The organism is Devosia sp., from assembly GCF_028290645.1.
Taxonomy (GTDB): Bacteria; Pseudomonadota; Alphaproteobacteria; order Rhizobiales; family Devosiaceae; genus Devosia_A.
The window spans coordinates 1-26,995 of the sequence record NZ_JAQGJL010000008.1; the positions used below are offsets into that span (position 1 = coordinate 1).

Sequence of the window (26,995 nt, forward strand, 5' to 3'; positions counted from 1 at the left end):
GAACTCGCCACTCTCGACCAACGGCGAAAAAGCCTCGATCCGCAGACGACGCTGAAGGAAGCGTTGACCGGCGGCGGCTCCGATACGCTGATCATCAACGGCCAGCCCAAGCATTTCATGGGCTATCTCAAGGACTTCCTGTTCGGCCCGGAGCAGGCCGGCACGCCGGTGAGCAAGCTTTCGGGCGGCGAGCGCGGCCGGCTGGTGCTGGCGCGCGTCCTGGCGCTGCCCTCGAACGTCCTGGTGCTCGACGAGCCCACCAACGACCTCGATCTCGAAACGCTCGACCTGCTGCAGGAAATGCTGGCCGACTACCCGGGCACCGTCATCGTCGTCAGCCATGATCGCGATTTCCTCGACCGGGTCGCTACCTCGGTGATCGTCTCGGATGGCGGCGGCCAGTGGACCGAATACCCGGGGGGCTATTCGGACATGGTCACACAGCGCGGCTACGGCGTGACCGCCGCCGCCACGGCGCCCCGGCAGAAATCCGGCCGCCAGGCGGCGCTGCCGCAGATCGCGACGCAATCGCAAAAGCAGAAGCTCAACTTCAAGCAGAAGCACGCGCTCGAGGCGCTGCCCAAGGAGATCAAGCGCCTCGAAGCGGAGATGGCCAAACTCAACGCCATCCTCGCCGACGGCAGCCTTTACGCTCGCGATCCGCAGAAATTCAGCGACACCGGCAAGGCGCTCGAAAAGCTGCAGGCGGCGCTCGGCAAGGCCGAGGACGAGTGGCTGGAGCTCGAATCCCTGCGCGAGACCATCGAAGGCTAGATCGCAGTCTTGTGACACCGGCCCTCAGCCAATAGTCCGACTCGACCTCAGTCCGCTGCCGCACTAGAGAGACGGTTGAAGCGATTCAATCATCAGGAGGATTCGCATGCAGTACCGCAAGCTCGGCAATAGCGGCGCCGTGGTCTCGACGCAGACCCTGGGCGCCATGACCTTCGGCGCCGAGGCCGACGAGGCCACCTCGATCCAGCTGATGGACGACTATGTCGCTGCCGGCGGCAATTTCATCGACACCGCCGACGTCTACTCGGCCGGCAAGTCCGAGGAGATCGTCGGCCGCTGGCTGAAGGCGCGCCCGGATGCGGCCCGCCAGGTGGTGCTCACCACCAAGGGGCGCTTCCCGATGGGCACCGGCCCGAACGACCTCGGCCTGTCGCGCCGGCATCTGGGCATGGCGCTCGACGATTCGCTGCGCCGGCTGGGCGTCGAGCAGATCGACCTCTACCAGATGCATGCCTTCGACGCGCTCACCCCGCTCGAGGAGACCCTGCGCTTCCTCGACGACTCGATCCGCAACGGCAAGATCGCCTATTACGGCTTCTCGAACTTCATCGGCTGGCAGCTCACCAAGGCGGTATTCCTCGCCAAGATGGGCAATCTCGCGCCGCCGGTGACGCTGCAGCCGCAGTACAACCTGCTCGTCCGCGACATCGAGCACGAGATCGTACCCGCCTCGCTCGACGCCAATATCGGGCTCCTCCCGTGGTCGCCGCTCGGCGGCGGCTGGCTCAGCGGCAAGTACAAGCGCGACGTGCAGCCGACCGGCGCCACCCGGCTGGGCGAAAACCCGAACCGCGGCTCTGAATCCTACGGCCCGCGCAATGCCATGGAGCGGACCTGGCGGATCATCGGCGCGCTCGAGGAGGCCTCCGCGGCCCTCGGCGTGTCGATGGCCCAGGTGGCGCTCGCCTGGCTCGGCGGCCGCCCCGCCGTCACGTCGGTGCTCCTCGGCGCCCGGACCCGCGAGCAGCTTGCGGACAACCTCAAGGCCGCCGACCTGCAGCTCGGTGACGAGATCGTCGCGAAGCTGACCAAGGCCAGCGCCCCGGAAGTGGCCGACTATCCCTACGGCACCGGCGGTGTCAAACAGCGGCACCGCAACATCGCCGGCGGCCGCTAAGCCAACCGGGGATGGGCCGGCTCGCCGGCTCATCCACCACATTTCCGGCCCCAGCATAGTTTGTCGGAGCCGTTGCAGCCGGTCCGCGGCCGGGTAAATATGGCGCATGCTGTTCCGATCCAAAGACCTCGAAGCCATCTTTGCCGGCCGTTGCACGCTGGCGTTCCGGCGCTGGAAGAAGCCCACCGTGAGGCCCGGCGGCACGGTGCGCACGGCGCTCGGCATGGTCGGGATCGACATGATCGAGATGATCGAGCCCGAGGGGGTCAGCGAGGAGGATGCACGCGCTGCCGGCTACAAGGACCGGGCCGGGGTGCTCGCCATGTTCGAGGGGCAGGAGGGCACCTGCTACCGCATACGCCTACATCCTGCCGGCCCGGACCCGCGCGAGGCACTGCGGGAGGCCGAGCCCGATGCCGCCGAACTGAGGGTCCTCGCCGGCAAGCTCGCAAAGCTCGACCAGGCAGCTGATGCGCCCTGGACCAGACAGGCACTCGAGCTCATCGCCAGCCATCCCGGCATCGTCTCGACGACACTAGCCGAGGCGGCGGGGTTCGAGCGGGCCGATTTCAAGCTCAACGTTCGGAAGCTCAAGTCCCTGGGGCTGACGATCAGCCTCGATGTCGGCTACCGGCTGTCGCCGCGCGGGGCGGCGCTGCTCGCGACGCTGTGACCGGACTGGCGGGAAATTAATTCCGCCTTGCCGCAGAATGTTTGGAACGCGCCGGGCTGGTGGAACAACGTTGCTTCGCCTATGTTTGCCGGGACCGCTGCGAAAGCATCGATCAAAAGGCTGGGTGACCGGCGCCGGTTAACGCGGCAAAAATCAGACAGCGGACGCAGGTTCGCCACAGAAAAGCTTCGAGGGCCGATCTATCATCGCCCTCATCGGACTAACCCAGGCCTGATGGCCGCCGGAAGGAGACGAACATGCACATCGCAATTCGGACCACTCTCCAAACCGGGCTCATCGGCAAATGGGTAGATTGCTCCATCGGGTGTTACCGACCCAAACGAATGTGACCTCCGTCACCCATTCGTCTCACAGTTCAGGTAACACCCCGGCCGTCCAGCAAGACGTGCCGATGGAGTTCTATCCATGCAGCATGCCCGTTTCGAAAAGCCCCATAGCGCCAAGCCCATAGCCGTCGATGTCGACGGCCAGCCCAAGGGCGTCCTGTTGGCGCATCATTCAGGCTTCCGCTTCCTCGCCGTCAAGCTCGATGCATTCGGCGTCGACGGCCAGGTCTTCGAGTCGATCGAAGCCGCGGAAGCCGCGGTGCGCGACGCGCTGCGTCCGGAAGCCTGAGCGGCATCCGGACGCCTCCCGCAGCCCGAGTTCATCTCACCCCGGTACGAACCGACGTCGCGATGCGCTCGCGGGTGAACCCCATGTCGGCGAGGATATGATCATCCAGTTGCTGTAGCCGCGCGATGTCGCGGTGGATGCGCGACCATTGGGTGATGCGTCGGGTCAGGGATTTGAACATCGTCATTCTCCTTTTCATCGAAGCAAAGCGCCATCGCTTCCGCTCCGATGAGGATGCGGACGTTGCTGCAATAGCGCGGTGCTGACCGGAGGCGCCAGCGGCCGGAAGGGCCGGTGGAGCTGCGCTCCGAACCCGTGCATCCTTGCTGTTCGCGGCTTGAAGCGATACAAGCATGTCCGCAACGTATTTTTCAGGAATGAAAAATGAGCGCGGGCGACGCGATCTCCTGGGACGACCTGAGGCTGTTCCTCGACGTGGCGCGACTCGGCGGGCTGAGCGCGGCCACCTCGACCACCGGGCTCAGCGCCGCGACGCTTGGCCGCCGCGTCACCGCACTCGAACAGCAGATCGGGAGCCGCTCTTCGTGCGCCGGCAGACCGGCTACCAGCTGACGCTCGCGGGGGAGGAACTGCTGCGCCGGGCCGAGGATGTCGAAGCGGCCATGCAGGAGCTGAAGCGCTGGCGTGACGGCGCCGTCGGCGAGCAGATCGTCCGCGTCTCCGCCGGCACCTGGACCTCGGCCTTCATCGGCCGGCACATCGACGAGCTATGGCACGTCGATGACGGCATCCGGATCGAGCTGGCGACCGCCTACGGCAAGCTCGATATCGGCCGCCGCGCGGCCGATCTCGGCATCCGCTCGGAGCGCCCGGTCGAGCCGAACCTCGCTGGCCGGCAGATCGGCCGGGTGGCGCACGCCATCTATTCCGGGCTGAACCTGATCAACGGCATCAAGGCCGGCCTCTTCGTCGGCGTCACCGGCGACGCGGCCAACATCGCCTCGGCGCGCTGGCTCATGGCGCATCACGGCGACCGCATCGGGGTGCGCGGCAACGACGTGCAGAGCGTCCGCGAACTGGTGGCGGCTGGCGCCGGGCTCAGCGTCTTCCCGTGCTTTGTCGGCGACAGCGACGAGCGGCTGGTGCGCGTCGCGGCCCCGATCCCGGAGCTTGAGACCGAGCAATGGCTGGTCTCGCATCACGAGGACCGCCACCGCCCGGCGGTTCGCCTGGTCGGCGACCGGACCTCCGCCAAGCTGATGAAGGAGCATGGTCCGCTATTTCGCGGCGAGCACCCGCGGCCCAGGCCTTAACCTCACCGCAAGGCGAAGTCGCGATACTTTGCGGTGGGGAATTCAACAATTCGGAGCGCCTGAGATGCGGGCCTGCGCCTACGTGGTCGGCCCCCCGGATGGTCCCGGGGCGGCACTGATGGATCTGGCGCGCGGCATCGGCTTTCCGACCGTGCTCAGCTATGCCGGCATCGCCGCCGCCGACACCCAGGCGCACCAAACGCCGCTGTTGTTCTTCCTCTTCGCCGCGGTCGACGACGTCGCCGGGCTGAAGCCCGTGGCCGACGCCATCCGCTTCTCGCCCAGCCGCCGCATCCGCTTCTCGCCGCTGGTCTACTTCTCCGAGAGCCCGTCGGCCGATGCGATCAAGACCTGCGTCGAGATGGGCTTCGACGACGTGCTGACCCTCCCCTTTACGCAGCAGCGGGTCTCCGCACGGCTCGACCTCCTCGTCGAGCATACGCAGGTCTATTTCGAGACCGCCACCTATCTCGGACCCGACCGCGGCGTCCGCGCCTCGCCCCATCGGGCGGGCGCCCAATACCGCCGGCTGGAACTCATCCGCACCCCAGCGCGCGGGGTGAGCGTGATGCGCGACGACATGCAGGTGGCGGTGTAGGCGCCGTGGACGACGCGACGCAGTCCCATTCTTTCACTTCACTAAACCTCGCCTTGCCCATTTGAACCGATTTTACTAGGGTCGCGCGCCTTAGGTTCTGCGAGTTCCCCTACAATGAGATTCGGTATCAAGCTGCCGCCGCAACAGCGGGTCTATGGCGGCTTTTTCATCTATTCGTTCTGCATGGGGAGCCTGCCGCCGCGCCTGCCGGACATCCAGCACGCCATGGGCATCGAAGAGGGCGCGCTCGGTCTCGGCCTGATCGGCGCCGCGCTCGGCACCCTAATCTCGCTGAGCTTTGCCGGCCCGGTGCTCGAGAAGGTCGGCTACCGCCGCGCCATCCTGACCCTGATCCCTCTCCTGGCCGTCGGCTATGCGCTTTCGGTGTTCGCCACCGGGCCGCTGGCCTTTTTCCTGCTGCTCGTCCCCGTCGGCCTCGTCATCGGCGGCATCGAGATAATCCTCAACCTTGAGGCCGATCGCACCGAGCACATGATCGGGCGGCGCATCATGAACCGCTCACACGCCTTCTGGAGCTTCGGCTTCTTCTCGGCCGGCATCATCAGCGCAGTGATCGCGCAGACCGGCCTCTCGCCGCAGCTCCACCTGATCGGGATGATCCCGGTGGTGATCGTCGGAGTGGCGCTGCTGCTTGGCCGCTTCACCCCGGCGCCCCACCGCACCGGCACCTCGACCGACGAGGTGCCGCGCTTTGCCGCGCCGACCCTTGCCATCATGGTGCTGGTGGCGGTGACGCTCTCGGCGATGATCATGGAGGGGGCCGGCATCGACTGGTCGGCGATCTACATGAAGACCGAGTTCTCCGTGTCCCCCTTCCTCGCTGGCTTCGCCGTGGCGCTCGGCGCCTTCACCCAGGCGGTGACCCGGTTCTTTGCCGATCCCTTCGTCGAGCGCTACAGCCCGACGATGGTCTCGCGGTTCCTGCTCAGCATCCTCGGCATCGGCGCGCTGATCGTCTTCTTCTCACCCGCCGACTGGCTGTCGCTGGTCGGCTTCGGCCTGATGGGCGTCGGCACTTCGGTGATCTTCCCGCTCGCCATGTCGGCGGCGGCGCAGCGCACCGACCGGCCGGCGGCGACCAATGTCGCGTCGCTGGCGCAGATTTCCTTCGTCGCCTTCCTCCTCGGGCCGCCGCTCCTGGGCTATGTTGCCGAACACTTCGGCATCCGCTGGTCATTCGGCATCGGTATTCCGCTCGTCATCCTCAGCCTCGTCTTTGCCGGTGCGCTGGGCGCCAAACCGATCCGCCACGAGGTCGACTGATGTTTACGTTGAAGCCGCATCAGCGGGTCTATGGGATTTTCTTCGTCTTTGCACTGTCGATGGGCGCACTGCTCAGCCGCCTGCCAGACCTGCAGCGCTCGCTGAAGCTGACCGAGGGCCAGCTCGGCCTGACGCTGATCGCCATGTCGATCGGGGCACTGTTCGGGCTCACCTTCTCGAGCCCGCTGATCGAGAAATACGGCGCCCGTACCACCGCCTTCGTCACCGTGTTCGGCGCCTCGGTCATGTATGCAATCGTTCCGTGGATCCCCTCGGCGATTTTCCTCATCCCCATTTTCTTCATTGCGGGCCTGTTCGCCGGAGCCCTCGAGATCAACGTCAATCTCGAAACCGACCGGCACGAGGCGCAGCTCGGCACCCGCATCATGAGCCGAGCGCACGGCATGTGGAGCCTCGGGTTCTTCGTCACGGCGTTCATCTCGGCGGGTGTACGGCAGGCGGGGGTTTCGGTTCACCTCCACACCTTCGGCGCGCTGGTGATCGTAGTCATTGCCGGCATCTTCGTGTTCTCCAAGATCGAGAACGCGCCGGCGCGGCAGGAGAGCCACACCGGCAAGATGCCGCTGATCGCCTTCCCGACCTCGGGGCTCTTGCCGCTCTGCCTCATCGGCGCGGCGCCGCTTTTCGTCGAGGGCGCCGGCGTCGACTGGTCGGCGATCTACATGCGCGACGTGTTCGAGGTGCCGCCCTTCGTCGGCGGCATGTCGATCACCATCTTCTCGCTGTTCATGGCGCTGGCCCGGCTGTTCATGGATCCGGTGGTCGATCGCTACAGCCCGCGGGTCGTCGCGGGCGGGCTGCTCGGCATCGCGGCAATCGGGCTGGTCATGGTCGGGTTCGCGCCGCACCCCTATGTGGCGCTGTTCGGCTTCCTCCTGATGGGGCTCGGTTGCTCCTCGGTCTATCCGCTCGCCGTCTCGGCGGCGGCGCAGCGAACCGACCGGCCGGCCTCAGTGAACGTCGCCTCGCTCGGGCAGATGACGTTCGTCGTCTTCTTCCTCGGGCCGCCGCTGCTGGGCTTCGTCGCCGAGCGCTTCGGCATCAGGATCTCCTATCTCGTGGTCGTACCGCTGGTCATCGCGGCGCTGCTGGCGATCCGCGCGCTGTCGCCCAAGCAGACGCCGCTGCTCGCCGAACCTGAGCCCGCGACACCCCATGGCTGAGCTGCCCCCGATCGTCGACCTTCGGCAATCGCCGACGGCGCTTCGGGTGCAGCGCGGGGTGATGCGGTTCCTGCGATCGGCGCATGATTTCTGCTGCTTCGCCGAGGTGCCGCTCAGCAACGGGCGGCGCGCCGACGTGCTGGGCGTCGGACCGAAGGGCGAGATCTGGATCGTCGAGATCAAGTCCTCGCTGGTCGACTTCCAGGTCGATCGCAAATGGCCGAACTACAAGGAGTTCTGTGACCGCTTCTTCTTCGCCAAGCCACCGGAACTCGATCCCGACATCTTCCCCGAGAGCGAGGGCCTGATGGTCGGCGACGGACACGATGCGGCAATCCTCAGGATGGCCGAGGAAACCCCGCTGCCGCCGGCCCGCCGCAAGGCGATGCTGGTGAAGCTGGCGCGCCTCGGGGCGGACCGCATACATGTGCTGATGGATCCCAATGATCTCTGAGGTTGTCCGGCGCAGACGCATATCCGAAGCGTCCCCGGTAAAGCTCCCGCCGCCGATCGTGCTCGTCTTCTTCCTCCATGCGCTGGCGCAAGGCGGCATGTTCAGCCGCATTCCCGACATGCAGCGGGCGCTGGGCCTCGACGAGGCGCAGCTTGGCCTGGCGCTGCTCGGCCAGCCCGCCGGCGCCATCCTCAGCTTCCTCGTCGCCAGCCTCGTGGTCGAGCGGCTCGGCACCCGCGCCATCATCCTTGGCACCATCCCCGGCATGGCGCTGGTATTGGTGCTGATCGCCCTCGCGCCGGGCCTGCCGCTGATGTGGCTCGGCTTTGCGGTGTTCGGCGGCGTCTTCGCGCTCAGCAACATCGCCATCAATGTCGAGGCCGATCGGGTCGAGGCGGCGACCGGCCGGCGCATCATGAACACCTGCCACGGCATCTGGAGCGTCGGGCTCCTGACCGCCTCGCTCATCGGCACGGCGATGAGCGGCGCCGGCGTCGTGCCGGCAGTACATTTCGCCGTCCTCCTCGTGCCGGTCGCGATCGGCATCGCGTTGGTCGCCTGGCCAATGCACGTGGCGCCGCCGCGCCCGCATGCCGCGAAAACGACCGGCCTTCGCATTGCCCTGCCGACGCCGATGATCCTGCTGCTGCTGGGCTATGCCGTCGCCGCGTCGCTGCTCGAAGGCGGGCTGCGGAACTGGTCGGTGATCTTCATGCGCGACAGTTTTGCGGCTCCCGAATGGGTCGATACGCTGACGCTTCCCGCCTTCATGACGGCGCAGTCGATCGGGCGCCTGCTCGCCGATCGCGCCGTCACGCGCTGGGGCCCGGTGCGGCTGGCCCGCGCCCTCGTGCTCACCGCGCTGGTGGGGCTGGTGCTGGTGGTCTTCTCGCCCAACCTCATCGTCGCGCTCATCGGCTTCGCGCTGATCGGCTTCGGCGTCTGCGTCTCGTTCCCGCTCTCGACCTCCGCCGCGGCGCGGCTCGGCGACCGGCCGGCGTCGGAGAATGTAGCGGCGCTGACCATGAGCCAGCAGGTCCTGCTGCTGGGCGCCCCGGCGCTCCTGGGCTGGATCGCCACGGTCGCCTCGACCCGCGTCACCTTCGCAGTAATGCTGCCGCCGCTGCTCCTGGCTCTGTATCTCGCGAGGTACCTGGCCCCGCGGAAGGGTTAGAGCCCCTCACTCCCCGCTCGGCTCTCCATGCAGCACCCCTGCGTCTCCCGCCTGGGTCTTCATCGGCAGCGGCGGAGTCACCGGACCGGTACCCGCCAGCGTCGCCTTCAGCGCTTCCATCACCGCGATGCGCTGGGCATCGCTCGGTGCGCTCTGCAGCTGGTGGCTGAGATCGATGATGAAGCTCGCATAGGCGTTGTGCCAGTCGACCGTGATCTGGCCCATGTCGACCCGACGCTCCGCCGGACGCTCCACGCCAGCGACGCCGTCGGCGCGCAGCTCGAATGCGTCGTCGAGCAGCGGGGTGATCACCTGGTCGCTGGCGAGGCCGTCGTCGTGCATCAAGGCCGCCTTCAGCGCGGCCCGCTCCTCGTCCTCGCCATGGGTAAGGAACACCGCGCCATGGGCCGGCAGGCGCTTGGTCACCCAGGCGACGAGTTCTGAGTGATCGGCGTGGGCCGAGTAGTTGCCGAGGCTGCGGATATGGGCCCGCACCGGCACCAGCTCGGAATGGATGCGCACTTCCCGCGCGCCCGACTGGATGATCTGTCCCAGCGTTCCCGGCGCCTGGTACCCGACGAACAGCACGGTGGCATTCGAGCGCGGCAAATTGTTCCGGAGGTGATGCTTGATGCGCCCCGCATCGGCCATGCCGGAAGCCGACATGATGATGGCGCCGCCGCGGATCGAGTTGATCGCCTTGCTCTCGTCCACCGCCTCCACGATGCGGAAGCGCGGGTCGTTGAACAGTTCGTCGGCCCCCAGTTCCATGTCCTCGAACATCGCCGCATACTTGCGATAGACGCCAGTGACCTTGGAGGCGAGCGGGGAATCGAGGAATACGAGGCTCGGGCTGATCTCGCCCGATTTGATCAGATAGCCGATATCGTGCAGCAGCTCCTGGCTGCGCTCCACCGCGAAAGTGGGGATCACCAGATTGCCGCCGCGTGCCAATGCGTCGTTGATCTCGGTCTTCAGCGCCGTGCGCCGCTCGAGCAGGGTGTAGTCCTGCCGCTCGCGCCCGCCATAGGTTGATTCCGACAGGATGTAGTCGTAGCCCGAGGGGGCATCCGGCGCCTCGTAGAACACCTTCTGGTTGGGGCCGAGATCGCCGGAAAAGAGGATACGGATGGCCTTGCCGCTGCCGTCCTGCACCTCGACTTCGATCGAGGCGGAGCCGAGAATGTGCCCGGCATTCCAGTAGCGGGCGCGGACACCCGGGCCAGGGGTAATCCATTTCTCATAGTCGATGCTCTTGCGCAGTTTCAGCGCCTCCTCGGCGTCCTCTATCAGGTAGAGCGGCTGGAACGGCTCCTCGGCGCGGCGGGCGCGCTTCCTCGTCTCGCGATCGGCCTCGCTCTCCTGGATGCCCGCGGCGTCGGGGAGGAGATATTCGAGCAGGCCGTTGGTCGGCTCGGTGGCCCAGATGGGCTTGCGATAACCCATATGCGTCAGCCGCGGCAGCAGCCCCGCGTGATCGATATGGGCATGGGTGAGCAGCAGGTAGTCGATGGCCCTGGGGTCGAACGGGAACGGCTTGTAGTTGAGGTCGCGGACCGTCTTGTTGCCCTGGAACATCCCGCAATCGACAAGGAACTGCCCGCCCGGATGCACAACGCGGTAGCACGACCCCGTCACGGTGCCCGACGCCCCGTGGAAATGTAGCGTGACGGTCATCGTGGCCTCCCGGGCAGGTCTTGGCTGGCGATTACATTGAGGCTATTTCGGCGCCCGCTTGGCGAGAATGCGTTGCAGCGTACGACGGTGCATGTTCAGCCGCCGTGCCGTCTCGGAAACGTTCCGGTCGCAGAGTTCATAGACGCGCTGGATATGCTCCCAGCGCACCCGGTCGGCCGACATCGGGTTCTCGGGCGGCTCGGGCGGCTTGTCGCCGGTGGCCAGCAGCGCGTTGATCACATCCTCTGCGTCGGCGGGCTTCGATAGGTAATCCACCGCCCCGAGCTTCACCGCAGTCACCGCGGTGGCAATGTTGCCATAGCCGGTGAGAACCACCGCACGGGCGTCCTGGCGCTTCGAATGGAGCGCCGCCACGACATCGAGGCCGTTGCCGTCCTCGAGCCGCAGATCCACCACCGCATAGGCCGGCGCCGCCTCGGCTACGGCAGCAAGCCCGCCGGCTACGGTGTCGGCGATACGGACATCGAAACCACGCTTCTGCATCGCCCGCTCGAGGCGGGTGAGGAAAGTCTTGTCGTCATCGACCAGAAGCAGGCTGCGGTCGGCTGCGAGAAGTTCATCGACTGTGCTCATCGCCGCCTCATGTAGGGTCTTTTGGTGCAAAGGTCAAAATCGCGGGTGCTTTTTCCGCCACCGGTCACCCCACAATTCGAAGCGGAGATCGCACCCACCCCTCACGCCGCCTCGATGGCCTGCCGCGGCCACACCATGCGCACGCGGGCATGGCCCTCGCCTTTCTCATTCTCGAAGCTGAGCCGCGCCCCGGTCCTCTCGAGTAGGGTCTTGGCGATGAAGATGCCGAGCCCCAGACCGCCGGGCTCGGCGCTGTCGGGATTGCGGGCGCGGGTGGTGAGGTAGGGCTCGCCCAGCCGGGTGATCAGCTCGCTCGGGAACCCCGGGCCATCATCGGTGATGGTCACCATCAGCGCCGCTCTGTCCCAGCTGGCATCGATCAGTACGGCGCGATCGGCAAACTGCGCGGCATTCTCGATCAGGTTGCCGAGACCATAGAGCAGGCCCGCATTGCGCTTGATCACCGGAGACGGGCCGGCCGTATTGTCGGTGCGGATCGAGATGGTCTTGCCCCTCCCCTCCAGCGGCCGGATCACTTCGGCGAGCAATTCGCTCACCGGCACCGCGGCGAACGGGTCGCCCGGGGTTTCACGCAGGCTCCTGAGCTTGCCGAGGATCTCGCGGCAGCGCGCCGCTTGCGACATGATCAGCTCGATATCCTCGCGCACCGGGCCCTCCGGCACCTCGTCGCGGATCTCGCGCGCCGCGAGCGCGATGGTCGAGAGCGGGGTGCCGAGCTCATGCGCGGCAGCGGCGGCGAGCCCGTCGAGGGCGCTCAGTTGCTCGTGCCGAGACAGCGCCAGTTCGGTCGCGGCCAGCGCGTCGGCCAGCTGGCGCGCCTCGTGCGCCACCCGGTTGGTATAGCCGGCAATGAAGATGGTGCCGCAGATGATCGACACCCAGATGCCGATGACATAGACGCGATCGAAGACGATGCGCTGGTCCGGATCCCACGGCAGGTCGTAGTGGAACACCGAGAGCACTGACGCCAGGGCGATGGCGAGCGCGGCGAGAATGGTGGTGGCGCGCTGTGGCAGGGTGGTCGCCGAAACCGAGACCGGCGCCAGCAGCAGCAGCGAGAACGGGTTCTGCAGCCCGCCGGTCAGCGCCAGCAGCCCCGCGAGCTGGAACAGGTCCCAGCCCAGGTGCACCGTCGCAACCCTCGCCGACGGCCGGTAGCCCTCGCCCAGCCGGAACACCAGCCACAGGTTGAGCAGCACCGACAGCCCGATCAGCACCAGGCACGAGCCGAGCGGCAGCGGGAAGCCGAGCCCGAAGGCGACGAACAGCACCCCGATGGTCTGCCCGGCGACCGCCAGCCAGCGCAGCCCCACAAGGGTTGCAAGCCGCAGGGGGCGCCAGTTGCCCGGCAGGATCGCCGCCGGGGTCTCCTTCATTGCCATCAAATCATCCTTTCCGGGCCTGTCATTGCCGCCCGCATGGGAAGTCTAGCACGCCAATTCAAGGGCAAAAATGCGTGAACGAAACGCTTGACCGCCCGTCTGGCGGGACCACATCGAAGCTGTTCGTGACTGGGAGAAAAGTCCAATGCACACTGCGATTATCAAACCGCAATGGGGTCCGCTCACCATCGCTTTGATGGTCCTGGGCTTCGTTATCTGGTGGCCCGTCGGCCTCGCCATCCTCGCCTACATCCTGTGGGGCGAGATGTTCGGCGGCTCGGCGGAAAAGGCCCAGGGGTTCGTCAATCGATCCCGCAGCTGGGCAGGTAGCTGCGGCCCCCGCGCCAGCGGGTTTCGTAGCCACGGCTTCGGCCACTCGAGCGGCAATGCCGCTTTCGACGACTACCGCGCCGAGCAGCTCAAGCGCCTCGATGAGGAACGCCGGCGGCTCGACGAAGAGGTCAACGCCTTCCACGAGTACATGCGGAACCTGCGCATGGCCAAGGATCGCGAAGAGTTCGACCGCTTCATGCGCGAAAAGAACGTCAGCCGCCCCAGCTATGGCGGCGACAACACCGGCGGCACCAGCATCTGACGCTGCGGCGCCGCCCAGACCTCCTGACAACTGGCGCCCCTTCCGAGGGGCGCTTTTTTGTCGTCGGGAATTGCTTCGAATCGGCGATGATCGGCCCATGAATTTCCTGTTCCCCGCCAAGCCGCCCAAGGTGCCCGCTGCGACAACGCTCACCATCGGGGGTGAAGCGGTCGAGATCACGGTAAAGGTGAGCCCGCGGGCACGGAGCTACCGGCTGACCGTGCCGCATCACGGCAACCCGGTGCTGACGCTGCCGAGGACCGGGCGCTGGAGCGAAGCGGAGGCTTTCCTCAACCGCCATCGCGGCTGGCTCGAGGGGCGGCTCAAGCGCAGCGCCCCCCGCACCGCCTTTGCCGACGGCGAGATGGTGCCGCTGCGCGGCGTGCCGCACCGCATCCACGCCATCGGGCGGCTGCGCGGCCGCGTCGAAATCTCCGAAATCGACGGCGAACTGTCGCTGCTGGTGCCTGGGGAAGCCGCGCATATCCCGCGGCGCCTCACCGAATGGCTGAAGACCGAGGCGCAGCGCGACCTTGCCGAACGCTCCGCGGTGCATGCGACGGCGCTCGGCGTCACCGTCAAGTCGGTCGCGATGCGCAGCCAGTCGACCCGCTGGGGCTCGTGCTCGTCGTCGGGCCGGCTCAACTACAACTGGCGCCTGATTCTCGCCCCGCCCTTCGTCCTCGACTATGTCGCGGCCCACGAAGTCGCCCACCTCGTCCACATGAACCATTCCCCGAGCTTCTGGAAGACGGTGGAGAAGGCACTGCCCGACATGACTAGAGGCAAGGCCTGGCTCAAGGCGCACGGCAAGGTGGTGATGGGCTACGGTCTGGAATAGGGGCAGGCGCAGCATTCGCGGCTCAACCGCCTCCCTCCCCCTTGAGGGTGGGGGTCCATCGGTTATCCACCGAACTACCCCTCCCCCGGCCCTTCCCTGAAGGGGGCTGTGAAGAGGCCGGCGCTTATTGCTGCAGCTCACCCGCCCCCGAAAATCTCGCCCAACATATCCACCAGCGTCCGCCGCGGCCGTTCGGCCTGCGGCTGCTCCATCGGCTGGAGCTGCTGCTGTTCCATGCCCGGCTGGGTCATGGCGCCGGGCAGTTCGGCGACCGGAATGCCCTCGTGCGCCTTGGTCATGAACTGGCTCCAGATCTCGACCGGCACGTTGCCGCCCGAGAGCTTGGTGCCGACGTCGTCGTCGTTGCCGAGCCAGATGCCCGTCACCATACGCGCGGTGTAGCCGACGAACAGCGCGTCGCGGGCTTTCTGGCTGGTGCCGGTCTTGCCGGCCATCGGCCAGCCATTGAGCTGGGCCCGCTTGCCGGTGCCGATCTCGACCGCGGCGTGCAGCATGTCGTTCATCTCGGCGACGATGGCGGGCTCGATCACCCGGCCCGGGCCGGCCGCCACGGCATCGTAGAGCACCTTGCCGTCGGCGGTCTCGATGCGGGTGATGACATTGGCGATGACACCGATGCCGCCATTGGCGAACGGCGCATAGGCCGCCGTCAACTCGAGCAGGGAGACTTCCTGGGTGCCGAGGGCAATCGAGGGCACCGCCTGGAGCGGCGAGGAAATGCCCATGCGCATCGCCGCTTCCACCACCTTGTCGGGGCCGACATCGTTGGCGAGCAGCGCCGCGACGGTGTTGCGCGACAGCGCCAGGGCCTGCCGCAGGGTCATGTCCCCGCTATACTTGCCGTCGGCGTTCTCGGGCTTCCAGCCGTTGATGTCGATCGGCCCGTCGGTGGCGATGGTGTCGGGCGTATAGCCCTTCTCCATACCGGCGAGATAGACGAACGGCTTGAAGGTGGAACCCGGCTGGCGCCGCGCCGTCACCGCGCGGTTGAACTGGCTCTGCTGGTAGTCGACGCCGCCGACCAGCGCCCGGACCGTCCCGTCGACATCCATCGCCACCAGTGCGCCCTGGGAGAACTTCATCTCCGTGCCATGGTTCGCGACGGCTTCCTTCACCACGAACTCGGCTTCCTTCTGGAGATCCCAGTTGATGGTGGTGTGAACGATCACGTCCTCTTTGACCTCACCGAGATAGGCCGTCATCAGGCTCTCGACCCAGTCGGCGACATAGGACTCGCCGCCCACCACCTTGGTGCGGATGGTCTGGCTGGGATCGATCGTCGCGGCCTTCGCCTCGTTGGGGGTGATATAGCCTTCCTTGGCCATGGCCTGCAGCACCAGCGACTGGCGCGCCTGGACGAGGTCGGCCTTGGCCTGCGGATTGAGCCGCGAGGGGGCCTGCAGCGATCCGGCAAGGATCGCCGCTTCGCTGAGCGACAGGTTGCGGGCGGACTTGCCGAAATAGTACTGGGCGGCGGCTTCGATGCCGTATTTCTCGTGGCCGAAATTCATCCGGTTGAGATAGAGCTCGAGGATGTCGTCCTTGGAATAGTTCTGCTCCAGCCAGACGGCGAGCAGCGCTTCCTGCACCTTGCGGCCGAGCGTCTGGTCGAGGGTCAGGAACAGGTTCTTGGCCACCTGCTGGGTGATGGTCGAGGCGCCACGCGTCACCTCGCCGGCCTGCAGGCTCTCGAGCGCCACCGAGGCAAGACCCACCACGTCGATGCCGAAATGCTCGTAGAAGCGCCGGTCCTCGATGGCGACGAAGGCGGCCGGCACATAATAGGGCAGTTCGCGCAGCGACACGGCCTCGCCGCCGGTCTTGCCGCGATTCGAGATCAACTGCCCGTTGGCGGCGACGATACGGATATTGGCGGCCCGGTCCGGCACCTTCCAGGTGTCGGCCGAGGGCAGTTGCACGGCGTAGTAGACGACCACGGCGCCGGCTGCCAGCGCTCCCCAGATGGCGAGGATGAACAGCCAGGAAATGAGCTTCCAGATGATCCCGAACAGGCTCAGCGGGCGGCGCTCGCGCCGTCCGCGGCGGGTCTTCTGGGGTTTGACGGCACGGCCGCGCGGGGCCTTGCCGCGCGGGGCGCGTTCGGAGCGCTCGTCGTCGACATAGACCTCGCCGTCGGTAAAGCCGGGCTCGACCCGGGCACCGCGGGCGGTCTTCTTCGCCGGCGCGACGCGCTGGGAGCGCGTGCCCTTCTTCGGCGTGGCGCCAACCCGGTCTTCCGGCGAAACGTGGAAATCCATGTACAGGGCCCCGGCATTCTTTTTGCGCATGGCGAGTGTCCTGCAGCCGTTTCCCGTTCGAGGGGCGGCATGCGGAGGCCATTGGGCATCCGACCGTCTCGCCAAGCCCAAGCCAACCCGATTTCCCGGGTCTTCGGCCAGCGCGGTCCCCTTGGCTATCTAAGTTAAATGTGGCCGGTTTATGTGGGCTTAAGCAGGCCGATCAAGCACTGTTGCGGGCCGGTGACAGGACAGGAGCTAGCCTGCCGACAACAGGTCTCCGGTCTTCAGCCGCGCCACGTCGCGCAGCGGCGGCGCGCCGAACACCCGGGCATATTCGCGGCTGAACTGGCTGGGGCTGTCATAGCCGACGCGGTGGCCGGCGGTGGCCGCGTCGAGCGCCTCCGACAGCATCAGCCGGCGGGCCTCCTGCAGCCGCAACTGCTTCTGATATTGCAACGGGCTCATCGCCGTCACCGCCTTGAAGTGGAAGTGCAGCGCCGAGGGGCTCATCCGCGCCTCGGCCGCTACCGTCTCGATGGCGAAGGCGTCGCGATAGTTCAACTTGATCCAGCCGATGGCGCGGTTGACCTGCTGCAACCTGCTCTCGGCCAGGGCAATCTGCTGGAGCTTCGTCGCCTGGTCCGAGCGCAGCAGCCGGAACAGAATCTCGCGCTTGATCATCGGCGCCATCACCGCGATGTCCTCGGGCCGCTCCAGCAACCTGACCAGGCGGATCGCCGCATCAAGCAGCTCGGGGGTCACCGGGCTCAGCGCGACGCTCGGCTCGGCATCGACCGCCGCCGTGCTTACCCCGCCCGCTTCGATCAGCAGTGCCGCGATCTCGGCAGCATCGAGGTCGAGTTTTACGCACAGATACGGTGCTTCCGCCGTTGCCTCGATCACCTGCCCGATCACCGGCGTATCGACCGAGACGACGAGGAAGTGCGCCCCGTCATAGGACAGCACCCGGTCTCCTGCGATCACCCGCTTCCGCCCCTGCGCCACGAGGCAGAGCGATGGGTGATGGACCGCGTGCATCGGCTCCGAGGGATGCGAGATCCTGACCAGCGACATGCCTTCGACCGGTGTTGCCTGAATACCATCTGCCGTTGCGAACTGTGCAATCGCCGCTTTCAGCTCATCCAGCCGTTCCATGGCCATGCTCCTTCATTTTGCGTGCCCCATACATAGCATCTCGCGCACGCGAGTCACGCGACTTCACGGAGTTGTGGAGGATCGTGCAATCATGCTGGAGGATCGGTCTACCGCCCCAGACCCCTCACGAGCCATATTGCAGTCACCGCGGATGACCTATTTCCGCGCCAGAAAGCGAGGACGCAAATGAACATCGATCTTTCCACCATTGCCCGGCGCCTGCAGCCTGCGGCGGTCCTCGTCAGCGTCGGCAGGCTATTGCGCCGCAGCGAGGAGCGCCGGCCCCGCCGGGAGCGCCGCCGCGAGCGGCGGAGCATGAATGGCTAGGCGGCGCCTGGTCGCGACGGTCGCCGGCGCGGTGCTGGTCGCCGCGTTCGCGCTCGCCGCGGGCATCACATTCAGCCCGTCCCCGCCGGGCGGGTCTACGGAGTTTCGAGATGAGCACCCATGATTACACCGGCCTCTGGGTCACTGATGACGGCGAAATCCGCCAGGCTCTCCTCCCCAACGGCCGCTACATCGAGGCCCGCGGCCACCTCTATGCCGCCTGTCAGGGAGACTACCGCATCGAGGGCCACCATATCGAATACCGCGACGATACCGGCCTTTCCGCCGCCGGCGAGTTCATCGGCGGCGTTCTTCATCACGCCGGCGTGGTGATGCACGCGGCGGGGTGACACCCCCCGCGAAACTGCGCACGTAGTTCCACTCACCTCAAGCCAATGACCCATGGGTAGTGTTGCTGCTTGGGAGAGGTGGCCATGGCACAGGACGTCGAGGCAGGCGAACAGAAAGACCTCGTTCGCCTACAAGCCAGACAGCAGCTGTTCGTGCTGTCCGCGCTTATCGTCATCTATGCGGCCGTCCCGACGGTGATGGCGGCCGATTTCATCCTGCAACTGGCGTTCGGGCGGGCGTCGTCGCTGGGCGCTCCGACCATCGATGCCAATGCGCTGGTACAATTCGTCAATCCCCTCGCCAGCGCCAAGGGCAGCGTGCTGGAAGCGCTGCACAAGCTCATTTTGCCGCTGGCCGCGCTCTTCCTCGGCGCCAACTTCGCGATGCTTCGCAACGGTCGGCTCTCCGCGTGGCTGTTTCTGATCCCGCTGGTTGGCACAGTCTCCGCCCTGCTTGCCGCGAGCCTGCTGGATGCCTTCCAGTCGGCCGAGATGAAGGTGAAGTACACGGGGCTACCTACTTTGTTCAGGGACGTGGCCAGCAATCTGGGCATCGTGATGATGCTGCTGATCGGACACAACCTGGGGAAGCAGCAATGAGGGGGATGGTCCTGTCGGCGCTCTTGGCCGTGCTCGCCAGCGCTGCGACATCGTCGCTCGCACAGGACGAGTCGGTGGAACTGATGGTCTATGTGGAACCCTCGGGTACTGCCAAGAGTGCCTATGTCTCCAGCGGGGCGGACGAGATTGCGGCGATTTTGCCCAAGGATGCCCTCTCGACCCCGATCGCCTTCCGTCCCGGTACGATCGAAGACCTGCCGATGAGCCTGACCATCGAGTGGGACGACCAGAACAGCACGAGCTTGCCCGCCTTCGTCTTCGCTCCCTATTCCGGAAAGAAGATCGCGGTACGAGTCTATCGCTACGATTTCACGCTGGAAGACGCCGACAAGGCGGAGGATCTTTGCTGGCATACACAGCCGACCGACGTGAAGAGTGCGTTCCGTTCGCTGTTCGGCTGCCAGGAGTGGGTAAAGCTGATCGAGAGCAACGACGAGAAATGGACGAACGCCCACCTCAAGGGGCTGCGTGGATGGTTTGCCGGTTCGTACTATCTGTTCACCAAGGTCAGACCCATTCACGGCCTCGGCCTCAGCCCGTGGGGACTGCAGCCGGAACTGGTCGATCGGTTACAGGATATACTAACCGAGATCGATGAGGGCAGGGAGCGCCAGGAATCGTTCGAGCCGCTCCTGCGCATCGCCGACATAAGGCAGGCGCTGACGGAGTTCAACCGCTGGGAACTCCGACTCTACGGACTGATCCCGGCCCTGATCGAAGCGAAGAAATACACCGAGGCCGGGGACCTGAACGATCGCGTCCGTGCAGCCTATGAACGCTACGCCGGCCCGCTGGCCACCGAGGCCATCGACGGCGTGAGCCGGGAAAACCTCGAGAACAACGCGGCCCTCCTCAAGACCCTGCTGGTCAACTAGACGTCGAGATTCGCGACGCTCAGTGCATTGTCCTGGATGAACTCGCGCCGCGGTTCGACCAGGTCGCCCATCAGGTTCGAGAACAGCCGGTCATGGTCGTCGCTGTCCTTGATCTGGACCTGCAGCAACGTCCGGACATTGGGGTCAAGGGTCGTTTCCCACAGCTGGCCGGGGTTCATTTCGCCCAGCCCCTTGTAGCGCTGCAGCGAGATGCCTTTCCGGCCGACGCCGGTGACCGCGGCGAACAGCGAGGCGGGCCCGTAGATATCGAAGCTCTGGTCCTTGCGGGTAAGCTTCGCAACGCCGCCATAGAGATCGGCAAGCCGTTCCACCGTCGCGCGGATTTTCCGCGCGTCGGCGCTGGCGAGCAGCTGGGCATCGATGGCGTGGTTCTCGGTCACGCCGCGGATAGTGCGGGTGAAGACCAGCCCGCCCTGCCCGTCGCTGCGCCCCTGCCAGCCGCGCTCGACCTCGTCGGCGAGCCGGTCGAGCCGGCGGACCACGCGTTCGATCACCGTCGCCGTGCGCGCCGGATCGAGCAACGCCTCGGCATCGAGGCCGCCGACGATCGCCGCCTGCTCGATGAGCGAGCGGTTGTAGCGGGTGTTCAGCCCCTCGATGGCGTGGACGATCTCGCGCGCCTGCCTCACGATCGAGAGCAGATCTTCGCCGGCATGCTCGACACCGTCGCGCGTCTTCAGCACCGCGTCTTCGCAGCCGGTATCGATCAGGTAATCCTCGAGCGAGCGCTCGTCCTTCAGGTACTGCTCGGACGAGCCGCGCTTGATCTTGTAGAGCGGCGGCTGGGCGATATAGACGTGCCCGCGGTCGATCAGCTCGCGCATCTGCCGGTAGAAGAAGGTCAGCAGCAGCGTCCTGATGTGGGCGCCGTCGACGTCGGCGTCCGTCATGATGATGATCTTGTGGTAGCGGAGCTTATCGGGGTTGAACTCCTCGCGGCCGATCGAGGTCCCGAGCGCCATCACCAGGTTGCCGATCTGCTCGGAACCCAGCATGCGGTCGAAGCGGGCCCGCTCGACATTGAGGATCTTGCCGCGCAGCGGCAGCACCGCCTGGGTGTAGCGGTCACGCCCCTGCGAGGCCGAGCCACCGGCCGAATCGCCCTCGACGAGGAAGATTTCCGACTTGGCCGGGTCCTTTTCGGAGCAATCCTTGAGCTTGCCGGCGAGGAAGTTGACGTCAAGCGCCGACTTGCGACGGGTCAGTTCGCGCGCCTTGCGGGCAGCCTCGCGCGCCATCGCCGCTTCCGCGACCTTGCCGACGACGTGCTTGGCCTCGACCGGGTGCTCTTCGAGCCATTGCTGCAGCTTGTCGTTCACCCCGTTCTCGACCACCGGCCGCACTTCGGAGGAGACCAGCTTGTCCTTGGTCTGCGACGAGAATTTCGGGTCCGGCACCTTGACCGACAGCACGCAGGTCAGCCCCTCGCGGATGTCGTCGCCGGTGACGGTGACCTTCTCGCGCTTGGTGATGCCGCTCTGCTCGGCATAGTTGGTCACCTGCCGGGTGAGCGCGGCGCGCAGGCCCGCCAGGTGCGTGCCGCCATCGCGCTGCGGGATGTTGTTGGTGAAGCAGAGCACGTTCTCGTGGTAGCTGTCGTTCCACCACATGGCGACCTCGACGGTGATGCCGTCGCGCTCGGAAAACAGCATGATCGGCGCCGAGATCAGCGGCGTCTTGGCGTTGTCGAGATAGCGCACGAACGCCTCGAGCCCGCCCTCGTAATGCAGGTCGATCTCGACCGGCTCGGGGTGGCGCAGATCGCGCAGGATGATGTGGACGCCCGAGTTGAGGAAGGCGAGCTCGCGCAGCCGGTGCTCCAGCGTCTTGAAGTCGAACTCGATCATGGTGAAGGTTTCGGTCGAAGGCTGGAAGGTGACTTCCGTGCCCGACCGGCCCTCATACGTGCCCGGCTGGCGATAGGGGACATAGTTGCCGGTCTGCGCTAGCGGTGCCACGGCGTCGCCATGGGCGAAGCTCATCTCGTGGATTTCGCCATCGCGGCGAATCTTGAGCTTCAGCCAGGCCGAAAGCGCGTTGACGACGGAAACGCCGACGCCATGGAGGCCCCCCGAGACCTTGTAGGAATTCTGGTCGAATTTTCCGCCGGCATGCAGCTGGGTCATGATGACCTCGGCCGCCGAAATGCCTTCGCCGGTGTGGATGCCGGTGGGCATGCCACGGCCGTTGTCGATGACCGTTACCGAGCCATCGGCATTGAGCTGCACCGTCACGAGGTCGGCATGGCCTGCCAGCGCCTCGTCGATCGAGTTGTCGACGACCTCATAGACCATGTGATGCAGGCCCGAGCCGTCATCGGTATCGCCGATATACATGCCAGGGCGTTTGCGCACCGCATCGAGGCCCTTCAGGACCTTGATGGAATCGGCGCCATATTCGTTCGGATCGGAGGGGGTTTCGGAGGTGCTCAAGGGGGTCCCGAATCAGGTCAGCAGGTCCGCTGAAATTGGTCTAGCGGATGGTCTTCGGATAAAGAAGAGAGATGGCTATTTTTAGCCCGTTTTACAAGGGTTAGAGCGGTCAGCACGGCGCTCGCAACCCCCACCCCTGTCCCCTCCCCGCAAGGGGAGGGAGACGAAAACACTGAAGCTGATGTGAGGGTCTCCCTCCCCCTTGCGGGGAGGGGACAGGGGTGGGGGTTCACAGCCACCGGCCCCGCGGGTCACCCCACTCCCAGCGCCAGCCGCCCATCCCTCACCGTCACCCGCTGCGCCTCGTCACCCAGCGCCTCGAACAGCATGGGGTCCGTTCCCGTCATGAAGCACTGCGTCCCCAGCCCGTCGAGCGCCGAAAACAGCGCCGCCCGCCGGCCCGGATCGAGATGCGCCGCCACCTCGTCGAGCAGCAGGAACGGCGCAATGCCGGTCGCCCGCTTCACCAGCCGGGCGTGGGCGAGGATCAGCCCGATCAGCAGCGCCTTCTGCTCGCCAGTCGAGCCGAGCGCCGCCGGCATGTCCTTCTGGGCGTGCCGCACCTCGAGATCGATGCGGTGCGGGCCGACGAGCGTCCGCCCCGCCGCCCGGTCGCGACCGCGGCTCGAGCGCCACAGCGCGCGCAACTCCGCCTCGAGCGCCGCCGAGGATTGCGGCTCGCGCCCATCCTCGAACAGCGGCGTCAGCGCCAGCCGCGCGGCGGGGAAATTGTCCTCGTCCACGCCCTGGAGGATCAGCGCCTGCAGGTCGCCGAGGCTGTCGGCGCGGGCGAAATGCACCGCTGCCGCGGCAGTCGCCATCTGCGCCTCGACCGCGTCGGTCCAGAGCGGGTCGGCATCCTCGTCGACCAGCCGATTGCGCTGGCGCATCGCCTTCTCGTAGTCGGAAACCTGGGCCGAGTGGCCGGGGATCAGAGTCGTCACCAGCCGATCGAGGAAGCGTCGCCGTTCATTGGCCGGCCCCGTGAACAACCCATCCATTGCCGGCGTCAGCCACAGCACCCTGAGATAGGCGCTCATCTCCTCGATGGTGCGGGCGTTGGCGCCGTTGATCCGCACCCGGCGGCCACCCTCAGGCCCACCCGCCCCGGTGCCGATATCGACCGGCCCCTCCGGGATCTCGATCGTCGCCGCCACGGCCCAGAGCCCGTCCGAGCCCTGCGCCGCCACCTCCTCGAAGGGCGCCCCGCGCAGTCCGCGGCCGGGCGACAGCAACGACACGGCCTCGAGCAGATTGGTCTTTCCCGCCCCATTGGGCCCGACCAGCACCAGGTGCCGCCCGTCAAGGTCGAGTGCGGCACTCGCATAATTGCGGAAGTGGGAGAGACGGAGCCGGGAGATGTGGCGGGAGGGATGCATGGGACGGAACAGCAACCTCGATCTCCCTTCTCCCCTTGAGGGAGAAGGTGGCGCGCAGCGCCGGATGAGGGTCCGCGATGCGAAGTCATCGCGCGATTCGAACGCAGTGAGGAGCGACTTCCCCTCACCCGGCCCGGCTTTCGCCGAGCCACCCTCTCCCTCAAGGGGAGAGGGAAGAAAAACTAAACCCGCATCGGCATCAGCACATAGAGCGCCTTGGCGTCGCCGTCCTCGCGCACCAGCGTGGGCGAGCCCGCGTCGTTGAACAGGAACACCGCGTTCTCCGAGCGGATCTGCCCGATGATGTCGAGCAGGTAGCGCGCGTTAAAGCCGATCTCGAAGCTCTCGGGCTCGAACTCAACCGCCAGTTCTTCGCTCGCCGTGCCGTGGTCCGGGTTGGTGACCGACAGCTCGAGCTGGCCTTCCTTCATCGACAGTTTTACCGCCTTGCCGCCGCGCTCCGAGGCAATGGTCGAGACGCGATCCACCGCCGTCGCAAAGCTCTGCTTGTCGACGTTCATCTGCTTGTCGTTGTTCTTGGGGGTCACCCGGTCATAGTCGGGGAAAGTGCCCTCGATGAGCTTCGAGAGCAGCACCACGCCGCCCAGCGTGAAGCGGATCTTTGTGTCGCTGAGCTCCACCTCGACATCGCCCTCGGCGCCTTCGAGGAGTTTCTGCACTTCCGACACGGTCTTTTTCGGCACGATGATACCCGGCATGCCCTTGGCGCCGGCCGGCGCATCGGACTCGGCGCGCGCCATGCGGTGGCCGTCGGTGGCGACGGCGCGCAGCGTCGCGGTGCCGGCGACATCCAGCATGTGCATGTAGATGCCGTTGAGATAGTAACGCGTCTCCTCGTTGGAGATGGCGAACTGGGTGCGCTCGATCAGCTCGCGCAGCGTCGGCGCGGCGATCGAGAAGCTGTGGGTGAAGGTGCCGGACTTCAGGTCCGGGAAGCCGTCGGGCGAGAGGCATGCGAGGTGGAAGCGCGAGCGGCCGGAAGTCACCAGCAGCTGCTCGGTGCCCTCGTTCTCGAGCCGCACCTCGGCGCCGTCGCTCAGCTTGCGCACGATCTCGTAGAGGGTGTGCGCCGGCACCGTGGTGGTGCCCGGCTGGCTGACCATTGCCGGCACGCTCTCGGTCACCTCGATGTCGAGGTCGGTGGCGCGCAGGTCGAGCTTGCCCTCGGATGCCTTGAGCAGCACGTTGGCGAGGATGGGGTAGGTGTTGCGGCGCTCCACCACGCGATGGACGTGCCCCAGCGACTTGAGCAGATGGTTGCGCTCGAGAGTGACTTTCATAAACTCAAAACCCCTACCGCGTACGGCCCAAACCCCGGCGAAACCGGGCTGCGACATTTGCAATTCAGGGGGCAAAAGGCAAGGGCGCGAGCGGCCCGGGCCCCGCTATCCCTAGGGAAAATGCGGTGCGCTAGCGGTTTGCGCCGCCATTCAGCTCAGCTTCCACCGCATCGAGCCGGCGCTCCGCCTCCTCGGCATCGAGGCGCGACAGCATTTCGTGCCAGGCCCGGTCGGGCGGCAGCGGCCGGGGCTCGGGACGCGCTCCCATGTCGAGGCGCTTCAAGCCGGTTCTGATCCGCAGCAACAGCTGCGGGGTCCTCGAATGCAATGCCAGCAACGCAACCACCTACAAAGACCTACCGGGTCGAAACTCGCCGTCAGCGATCACTGCGCGGACTGGGCGGTACTCCCGATGCGTGTCGCCCGCTCGGCGGCATCGGCCAGCCGCTGGAGGAAAAACCCGCGAGCCGGAATCCGGCTGGCGCCAATTTCTCCCAGCAGCCGTGAAATCTCGGCGTTGAGGGCCTCGTCGAACAAGCCCAGATGCTCGTTCACCCAGACCAGATACAGCGCCTGACTGGCTCGGTCCTCAACGCCCATCAGCTACTCCTCGAGCATACGCTTCAGCAGTTCGATCTCCTGCGCCAGCTCGCCGTCGTCCTTGATCATCTGCTCGATCTTGCGGACCGAGTGGAGGACGGTGGTGTGGTCGCGGCCGCCGAAGCGCCGGCCGATCTCGGGCAGCGAGCGCGAGGTCAGGGCCTTGGCCAGATACATGGCGATCTGGCGCGGCCGCACCACGTCGCGCGAGCGGCGCGAGGAGAGCAGGTCATTACGCGGCACCTTGTAGTGGCGCGAGACGATCCGGAGGATATCCTCGATCCGCACCCGGCGCGCATCGCGCTGGCGGACAAGGTCGGCCAGCGTTCGCTCGGCGAGCGCCACGGTGATCGGCTCCTTGGTCAGCTGGTTGGCGGCCAGCAGCCGGTTCACCGCGCCATCGAGGTCACGGCCATGGCTCACCACCACGCGGGCCACATAGTCGAGCACAGCCGGGGCGAAATGCGCATCGGAGAAGCGCGCCACCGCCTGTTCGGCGCGCCGCGTGACGATGGCGCGGCGGAGGTCGAGGTCGAACGAATTGATCGGCACCACCAGCCCCCCCGAAAGCCGCGAGCGCACGCGCTCGTCGAGCATTTCGAGGTCGCGCGGCGGCGCGTCGCCGGCCACCACCACCTGCTTGGCGCCGGTGAGGAGCGTGCCCAGCGTATGGCCGAACTCGGTCGCGGACTTGCCCTGCAGGAACTGCATGTCGTCGATCAGCAGCAGGTCGACCCGGCGCAGCCACTCCTTGAAGCCGATCGCCGACTGGCGCTGCACGGCGGTGATGAAGTGGTACATGAAGTGGTCGGCGGTGAGATAAACGATGTTCCGGCCCGGCTCCGCCGCTCCCGCCGCCCAGGCGATGGCGTTGAGCAGGTGCGATTTGCCCAGCCCGACGCTCGAATGGATATAGACCGGGTTGAAGCTCACGGTGTTGTTGGCAGCCGCGTGGGCGACCTGTTTGGCCACCTGCAGCGCCATCTCGTTGGCGGAGCCGGCAACGAAGCTGTCGAAGGTCATCTTGGGGTCGAGCGCCGAACCCGACAGCGCGTCACCGCGCGGGGTAGGGGCAGCGGCAACCGGCTCGCGCATCAGGCGCGGCGCCGCCGGCGTCGCTGCAATCTCGTGTTCGACCGGCTCGGCGGCCGGCTCGGCGTGGTGCAGGCGTGGCCTTGCCTGACCGTTGACGCGAACGGTGAAATGCAGCCGGGTCAGCCCTGCCGACTCGGCACGGAACGCATCGAGAATCTTCTCGGCGTAATTGGACTGCACCCAGGAGCAGAGGAAGCGGGTCGGAACGCTCAGATGGGCAAGGACGGTCAGCCACTCGGCTCGAACGAGATTTTCCAGCGGGTTCGCGCCCGGCTCAAG

The 26,995-nt window shown here is 66.3% G+C and carries 29 protein-coding genes; 17 read left to right on the forward strand and 12 right to left on the reverse strand.

Features of this window, described 5'->3' with window-relative positions; genetic code table 11:
• The 4 genes from JWQ89_RS00390 to JWQ89_RS00405 all read left to right on the forward strand — a co-directional run.
• A partial coding sequence (locus tag JWQ89_RS00390; protein ID WP_299637437.1) for an ATP-binding cassette domain-containing protein occupies nt 1-774 on the forward strand: 774 nt, incomplete at its 5' end.
• 106 nt (nt 775-880) lie between these two features.
• A complete protein-coding gene (locus tag JWQ89_RS00395) occupies nt 881-1,912 on the forward strand; it encodes an aldo/keto reductase (RefSeq protein ID WP_299637439.1) in 1,032 nt (343 codons plus the stop codon).
• Between the two features lie 106 nt (nt 1,913-2,018).
• Nucleotides 2,019-2,585 carry a hypothetical protein gene (locus tag JWQ89_RS00400; RefSeq protein WP_299637441.1) on the forward strand — a complete coding sequence of 189 codons (567 nt, stop codon included), beginning with the start codon at nt 2,019-2,021 and terminating at the stop codon, nt 2,583-2,585.
• Between the two features lie 426 nt (nt 2,586-3,011).
• On the forward strand, nt 3,012-3,221 hold the full coding sequence (locus JWQ89_RS00405; RefSeq protein WP_299637442.1) for a hypothetical protein: 210 nt from the start codon (nt 3,012-3,014) through the stop codon (nt 3,219-3,221).
• Between the two features lie 31 nt (nt 3,222-3,252).
• Here the strand turns inward: JWQ89_RS00405 and JWQ89_RS00410 are convergent, their stop codons facing one another.
• Nucleotides 3,253-3,402, reverse strand: coding sequence for a DUF1127 domain-containing protein (locus JWQ89_RS00410; protein ID WP_299637444.1), 150 nt, complete (start codon nt 3,400-3,402; stop codon nt 3,253-3,255).
• A gap of 203 nt (nt 3,403-3,605) precedes the next feature.
• Here JWQ89_RS00410 and JWQ89_RS00415 point away from each other — a divergent pair, with 203 nt between their 5' ends.
• The 7 genes from JWQ89_RS00415 to JWQ89_RS00445 all read left to right on the forward strand — a co-directional run bounded on the left by JWQ89_RS00415 (nt 3,606) and on the right by JWQ89_RS00445 (nt 9,189).
• Entirely contained in the window at nt 3,606-3,794 is a 189-nt protein-coding gene (locus tag JWQ89_RS00415) for a LysR family transcriptional regulator (RefSeq protein WP_299637446.1), read from the forward strand.
• Nucleotides 3,767-4,495: a LysR family transcriptional regulator gene (locus JWQ89_RS00420; protein ID WP_299637448.1), complete on the forward strand. Its 729-nt coding sequence runs from the start codon at nt 3,767-3,769 to the stop codon at nt 4,493-4,495. Before JWQ89_RS00415 ends, JWQ89_RS00420 begins: the two co-directional genes overlap by 28 nt.
• Nucleotides 4,496-4,559: 64 nt before the next feature.
• Nucleotides 4,560-5,093, forward strand: a complete 534-nt coding sequence (locus tag JWQ89_RS00425; protein WP_299637450.1) for a hypothetical protein — start codon at nt 4,560-4,562, stop codon at nt 5,091-5,093.
• Between the two features lie 114 nt (nt 5,094-5,207).
• A complete protein-coding gene (locus tag JWQ89_RS00430) occupies nt 5,208-6,377 on the forward strand; it encodes an MFS transporter (RefSeq protein ID WP_299637452.1) in 1,170 nt (389 codons plus the stop codon).
• Complete coding sequence (locus JWQ89_RS00435) at nt 6,377-7,561, forward strand: MFS transporter (RefSeq protein WP_299637454.1); 1,185 nt, start codon at nt 6,377-6,379, stop codon at nt 7,559-7,561. The genes JWQ89_RS00430 and JWQ89_RS00435 overlap by 1 nt, the downstream gene beginning before the upstream one ends.
• Nucleotides 7,554-8,015: an MmcB family DNA repair protein gene (locus JWQ89_RS00440; RefSeq protein ID WP_299637456.1), complete on the forward strand. Its 462-nt coding sequence runs from the start codon at nt 7,554-7,556 to the stop codon at nt 8,013-8,015. The genes JWQ89_RS00435 and JWQ89_RS00440 overlap by 8 nt, the downstream gene beginning before the upstream one ends.
• Nucleotides 8,005-9,189 (forward strand): MFS transporter, encoded by a 1,185-nt coding sequence (locus JWQ89_RS00445; protein WP_299637457.1) that lies wholly within the window; start codon nt 8,005-8,007, stop codon nt 9,187-9,189. Before JWQ89_RS00440 ends, JWQ89_RS00445 begins: the two co-directional genes overlap by 11 nt.
• 6 nt (nt 9,190-9,195) lie before the next feature.
• Here JWQ89_RS00445 and JWQ89_RS00450 read toward each other — a convergent pair whose 3' ends face one another.
• The 3 genes from JWQ89_RS00450 to JWQ89_RS00460 all read right to left on the reverse strand — a co-directional run bounded on the left by JWQ89_RS00450 (nt 9,196) and on the right by JWQ89_RS00460 (nt 12,863).
• Entirely contained in the window at nt 9,196-10,866 is a 1,671-nt protein-coding gene (locus tag JWQ89_RS00450) for an MBL fold metallo-hydrolase (RefSeq protein WP_299637459.1), read from the reverse strand.
• A 42-nt stretch (nt 10,867-10,908) separates the two neighbouring features.
• Nucleotides 10,909-11,460 (reverse strand): ActR/PrrA/RegA family redox response regulator transcription factor, encoded by a 552-nt coding sequence (locus tag JWQ89_RS00455; RefSeq protein WP_299637461.1) that lies wholly within the window; start codon nt 11,458-11,460, stop codon nt 10,909-10,911.
• A gap of 101 nt (nt 11,461-11,561) precedes the next feature.
• A complete protein-coding gene (locus JWQ89_RS00460) occupies nt 11,562-12,863 on the reverse strand; it encodes an ActS/PrrB/RegB family redox-sensitive histidine kinase (protein WP_366143954.1) in 1,302 nt (433 codons plus the stop codon).
• Between the two features lie 145 nt (nt 12,864-13,008).
• On the opposite strand from JWQ89_RS00460, the gene JWQ89_RS00465 reads away from it, so the two are divergent.
• Together JWQ89_RS00465 and JWQ89_RS00470 are read left to right on the forward strand one after the other, a co-directional pair.
• Nucleotides 13,009-13,458, forward strand: a complete 450-nt coding sequence (locus tag JWQ89_RS00465; RefSeq protein WP_299637463.1) for a DUF2852 domain-containing protein — start codon at nt 13,009-13,011, stop codon at nt 13,456-13,458.
• 97 nt (nt 13,459-13,555) lie between these two features.
• Nucleotides 13,556-14,299 (forward strand): SprT family zinc-dependent metalloprotease, encoded by a 744-nt coding sequence (locus tag JWQ89_RS00470; RefSeq protein ID WP_299637465.1) that lies wholly within the window; start codon nt 13,556-13,558, stop codon nt 14,297-14,299.
• Between the two features lie 137 nt (nt 14,300-14,436).
• Here JWQ89_RS00470 and JWQ89_RS00475 read toward each other — a convergent pair whose 3' ends face one another.
• Nucleotides 14,437-16,608, reverse strand: coding sequence for a PBP1A family penicillin-binding protein (locus tag JWQ89_RS00475; RefSeq protein WP_299637467.1), 2,172 nt, complete (start codon nt 16,606-16,608; stop codon nt 14,437-14,439).
• Nucleotides 16,609-16,815: 207 nt separating this feature from the next.
• Nucleotides 16,816-17,715, reverse strand: a complete 900-nt coding sequence (locus tag JWQ89_RS00480) for an AraC family transcriptional regulator (RefSeq protein ID WP_299637469.1) — start codon at nt 17,713-17,715, stop codon at nt 16,816-16,818.
• A gap of 186 nt (nt 17,716-17,901) precedes the next feature.
• Between JWQ89_RS00480 and JWQ89_RS00485 the strand changes: the two genes are divergently transcribed.
• From JWQ89_RS00485 to JWQ89_RS00500, 4 genes are all read left to right on the forward strand, one after another.
• A complete protein-coding gene (locus JWQ89_RS00485; RefSeq protein ID WP_299637471.1) occupies nt 17,902-18,042 on the forward strand; it encodes a hypothetical protein in 141 nt (46 codons plus the stop codon).
• A 110-nt stretch (nt 18,043-18,152) separates the two neighbouring features.
• Nucleotides 18,153-18,392, forward strand: coding sequence for an Atu4866 domain-containing protein (locus JWQ89_RS00490; RefSeq protein ID WP_299637473.1), 240 nt, complete (start codon nt 18,153-18,155; stop codon nt 18,390-18,392).
• An 84-nt stretch (nt 18,393-18,476) separates the two neighbouring features.
• On the forward strand, nt 18,477-18,992 hold the full coding sequence (locus JWQ89_RS00495; RefSeq protein WP_299637475.1) for a hypothetical protein: 516 nt from the start codon (nt 18,477-18,479) through the stop codon (nt 18,990-18,992).
• The gene (locus tag JWQ89_RS00500) at nt 18,989-19,888 is read left to right on the forward strand and encodes a hypothetical protein (RefSeq protein WP_299637477.1); all 900 of its coding nucleotides are present in this window, start codon (nt 18,989-18,991) and stop codon (nt 19,886-19,888) included. Before JWQ89_RS00495 ends, JWQ89_RS00500 begins: the two co-directional genes overlap by 4 nt.
• On the opposite strand, the gene gyrB is transcribed toward JWQ89_RS00500, so the two are convergent.
• The 6 genes from gyrB to dnaA all read right to left on the reverse strand — a co-directional run.
• Nucleotides 19,885-22,341: a DNA topoisomerase (ATP-hydrolyzing) subunit B gene (gene gyrB / locus JWQ89_RS00505; protein WP_299637479.1), complete on the reverse strand. Its 2,457-nt coding sequence runs from the start codon at nt 22,339-22,341 to the stop codon at nt 19,885-19,887. The two genes, JWQ89_RS00500 and gyrB, sit on opposite strands and share 4 nt — an antisense overlap.
• Before the next feature lie 251 nt (nt 22,342-22,592).
• Nucleotides 22,593-23,735: a DNA replication/repair protein RecF gene (recF, locus tag JWQ89_RS00510; protein WP_299637481.1), complete on the reverse strand. Its 1,143-nt coding sequence runs from the start codon at nt 23,733-23,735 to the stop codon at nt 22,593-22,595.
• 167 nt (nt 23,736-23,902) lie between these two features.
• Nucleotides 23,903-25,021 carry a DNA polymerase III subunit beta gene (dnaN, locus tag JWQ89_RS00515; protein WP_299637483.1) on the reverse strand — a complete coding sequence of 373 codons (1,119 nt, stop codon included), beginning with the start codon at nt 25,019-25,021 and terminating at the stop codon, nt 23,903-23,905.
• Nucleotides 25,022-25,151: 130 nt separating this feature from the next.
• Nucleotides 25,152-25,325 (reverse strand): hypothetical protein, encoded by a 174-nt coding sequence (locus JWQ89_RS00520; RefSeq protein WP_299637485.1) that lies wholly within the window; start codon nt 25,323-25,325, stop codon nt 25,152-25,154.
• A gap of 80 nt (nt 25,326-25,405) precedes the next feature.
• On the reverse strand, nt 25,406-25,621 hold the full coding sequence (locus JWQ89_RS00525; RefSeq protein WP_299637487.1) for a hypothetical protein: 216 nt from the start codon (nt 25,619-25,621) through the stop codon (nt 25,406-25,408).
• Nucleotides 25,622-25,624: 3 nt separating this feature from the next.
• A partial coding sequence (dnaA, locus tag JWQ89_RS00530) for a chromosomal replication initiator protein DnaA (RefSeq protein WP_299637488.1) occupies nt 25,625-26,995 on the reverse strand: 1,371 nt, incomplete at its 5' end.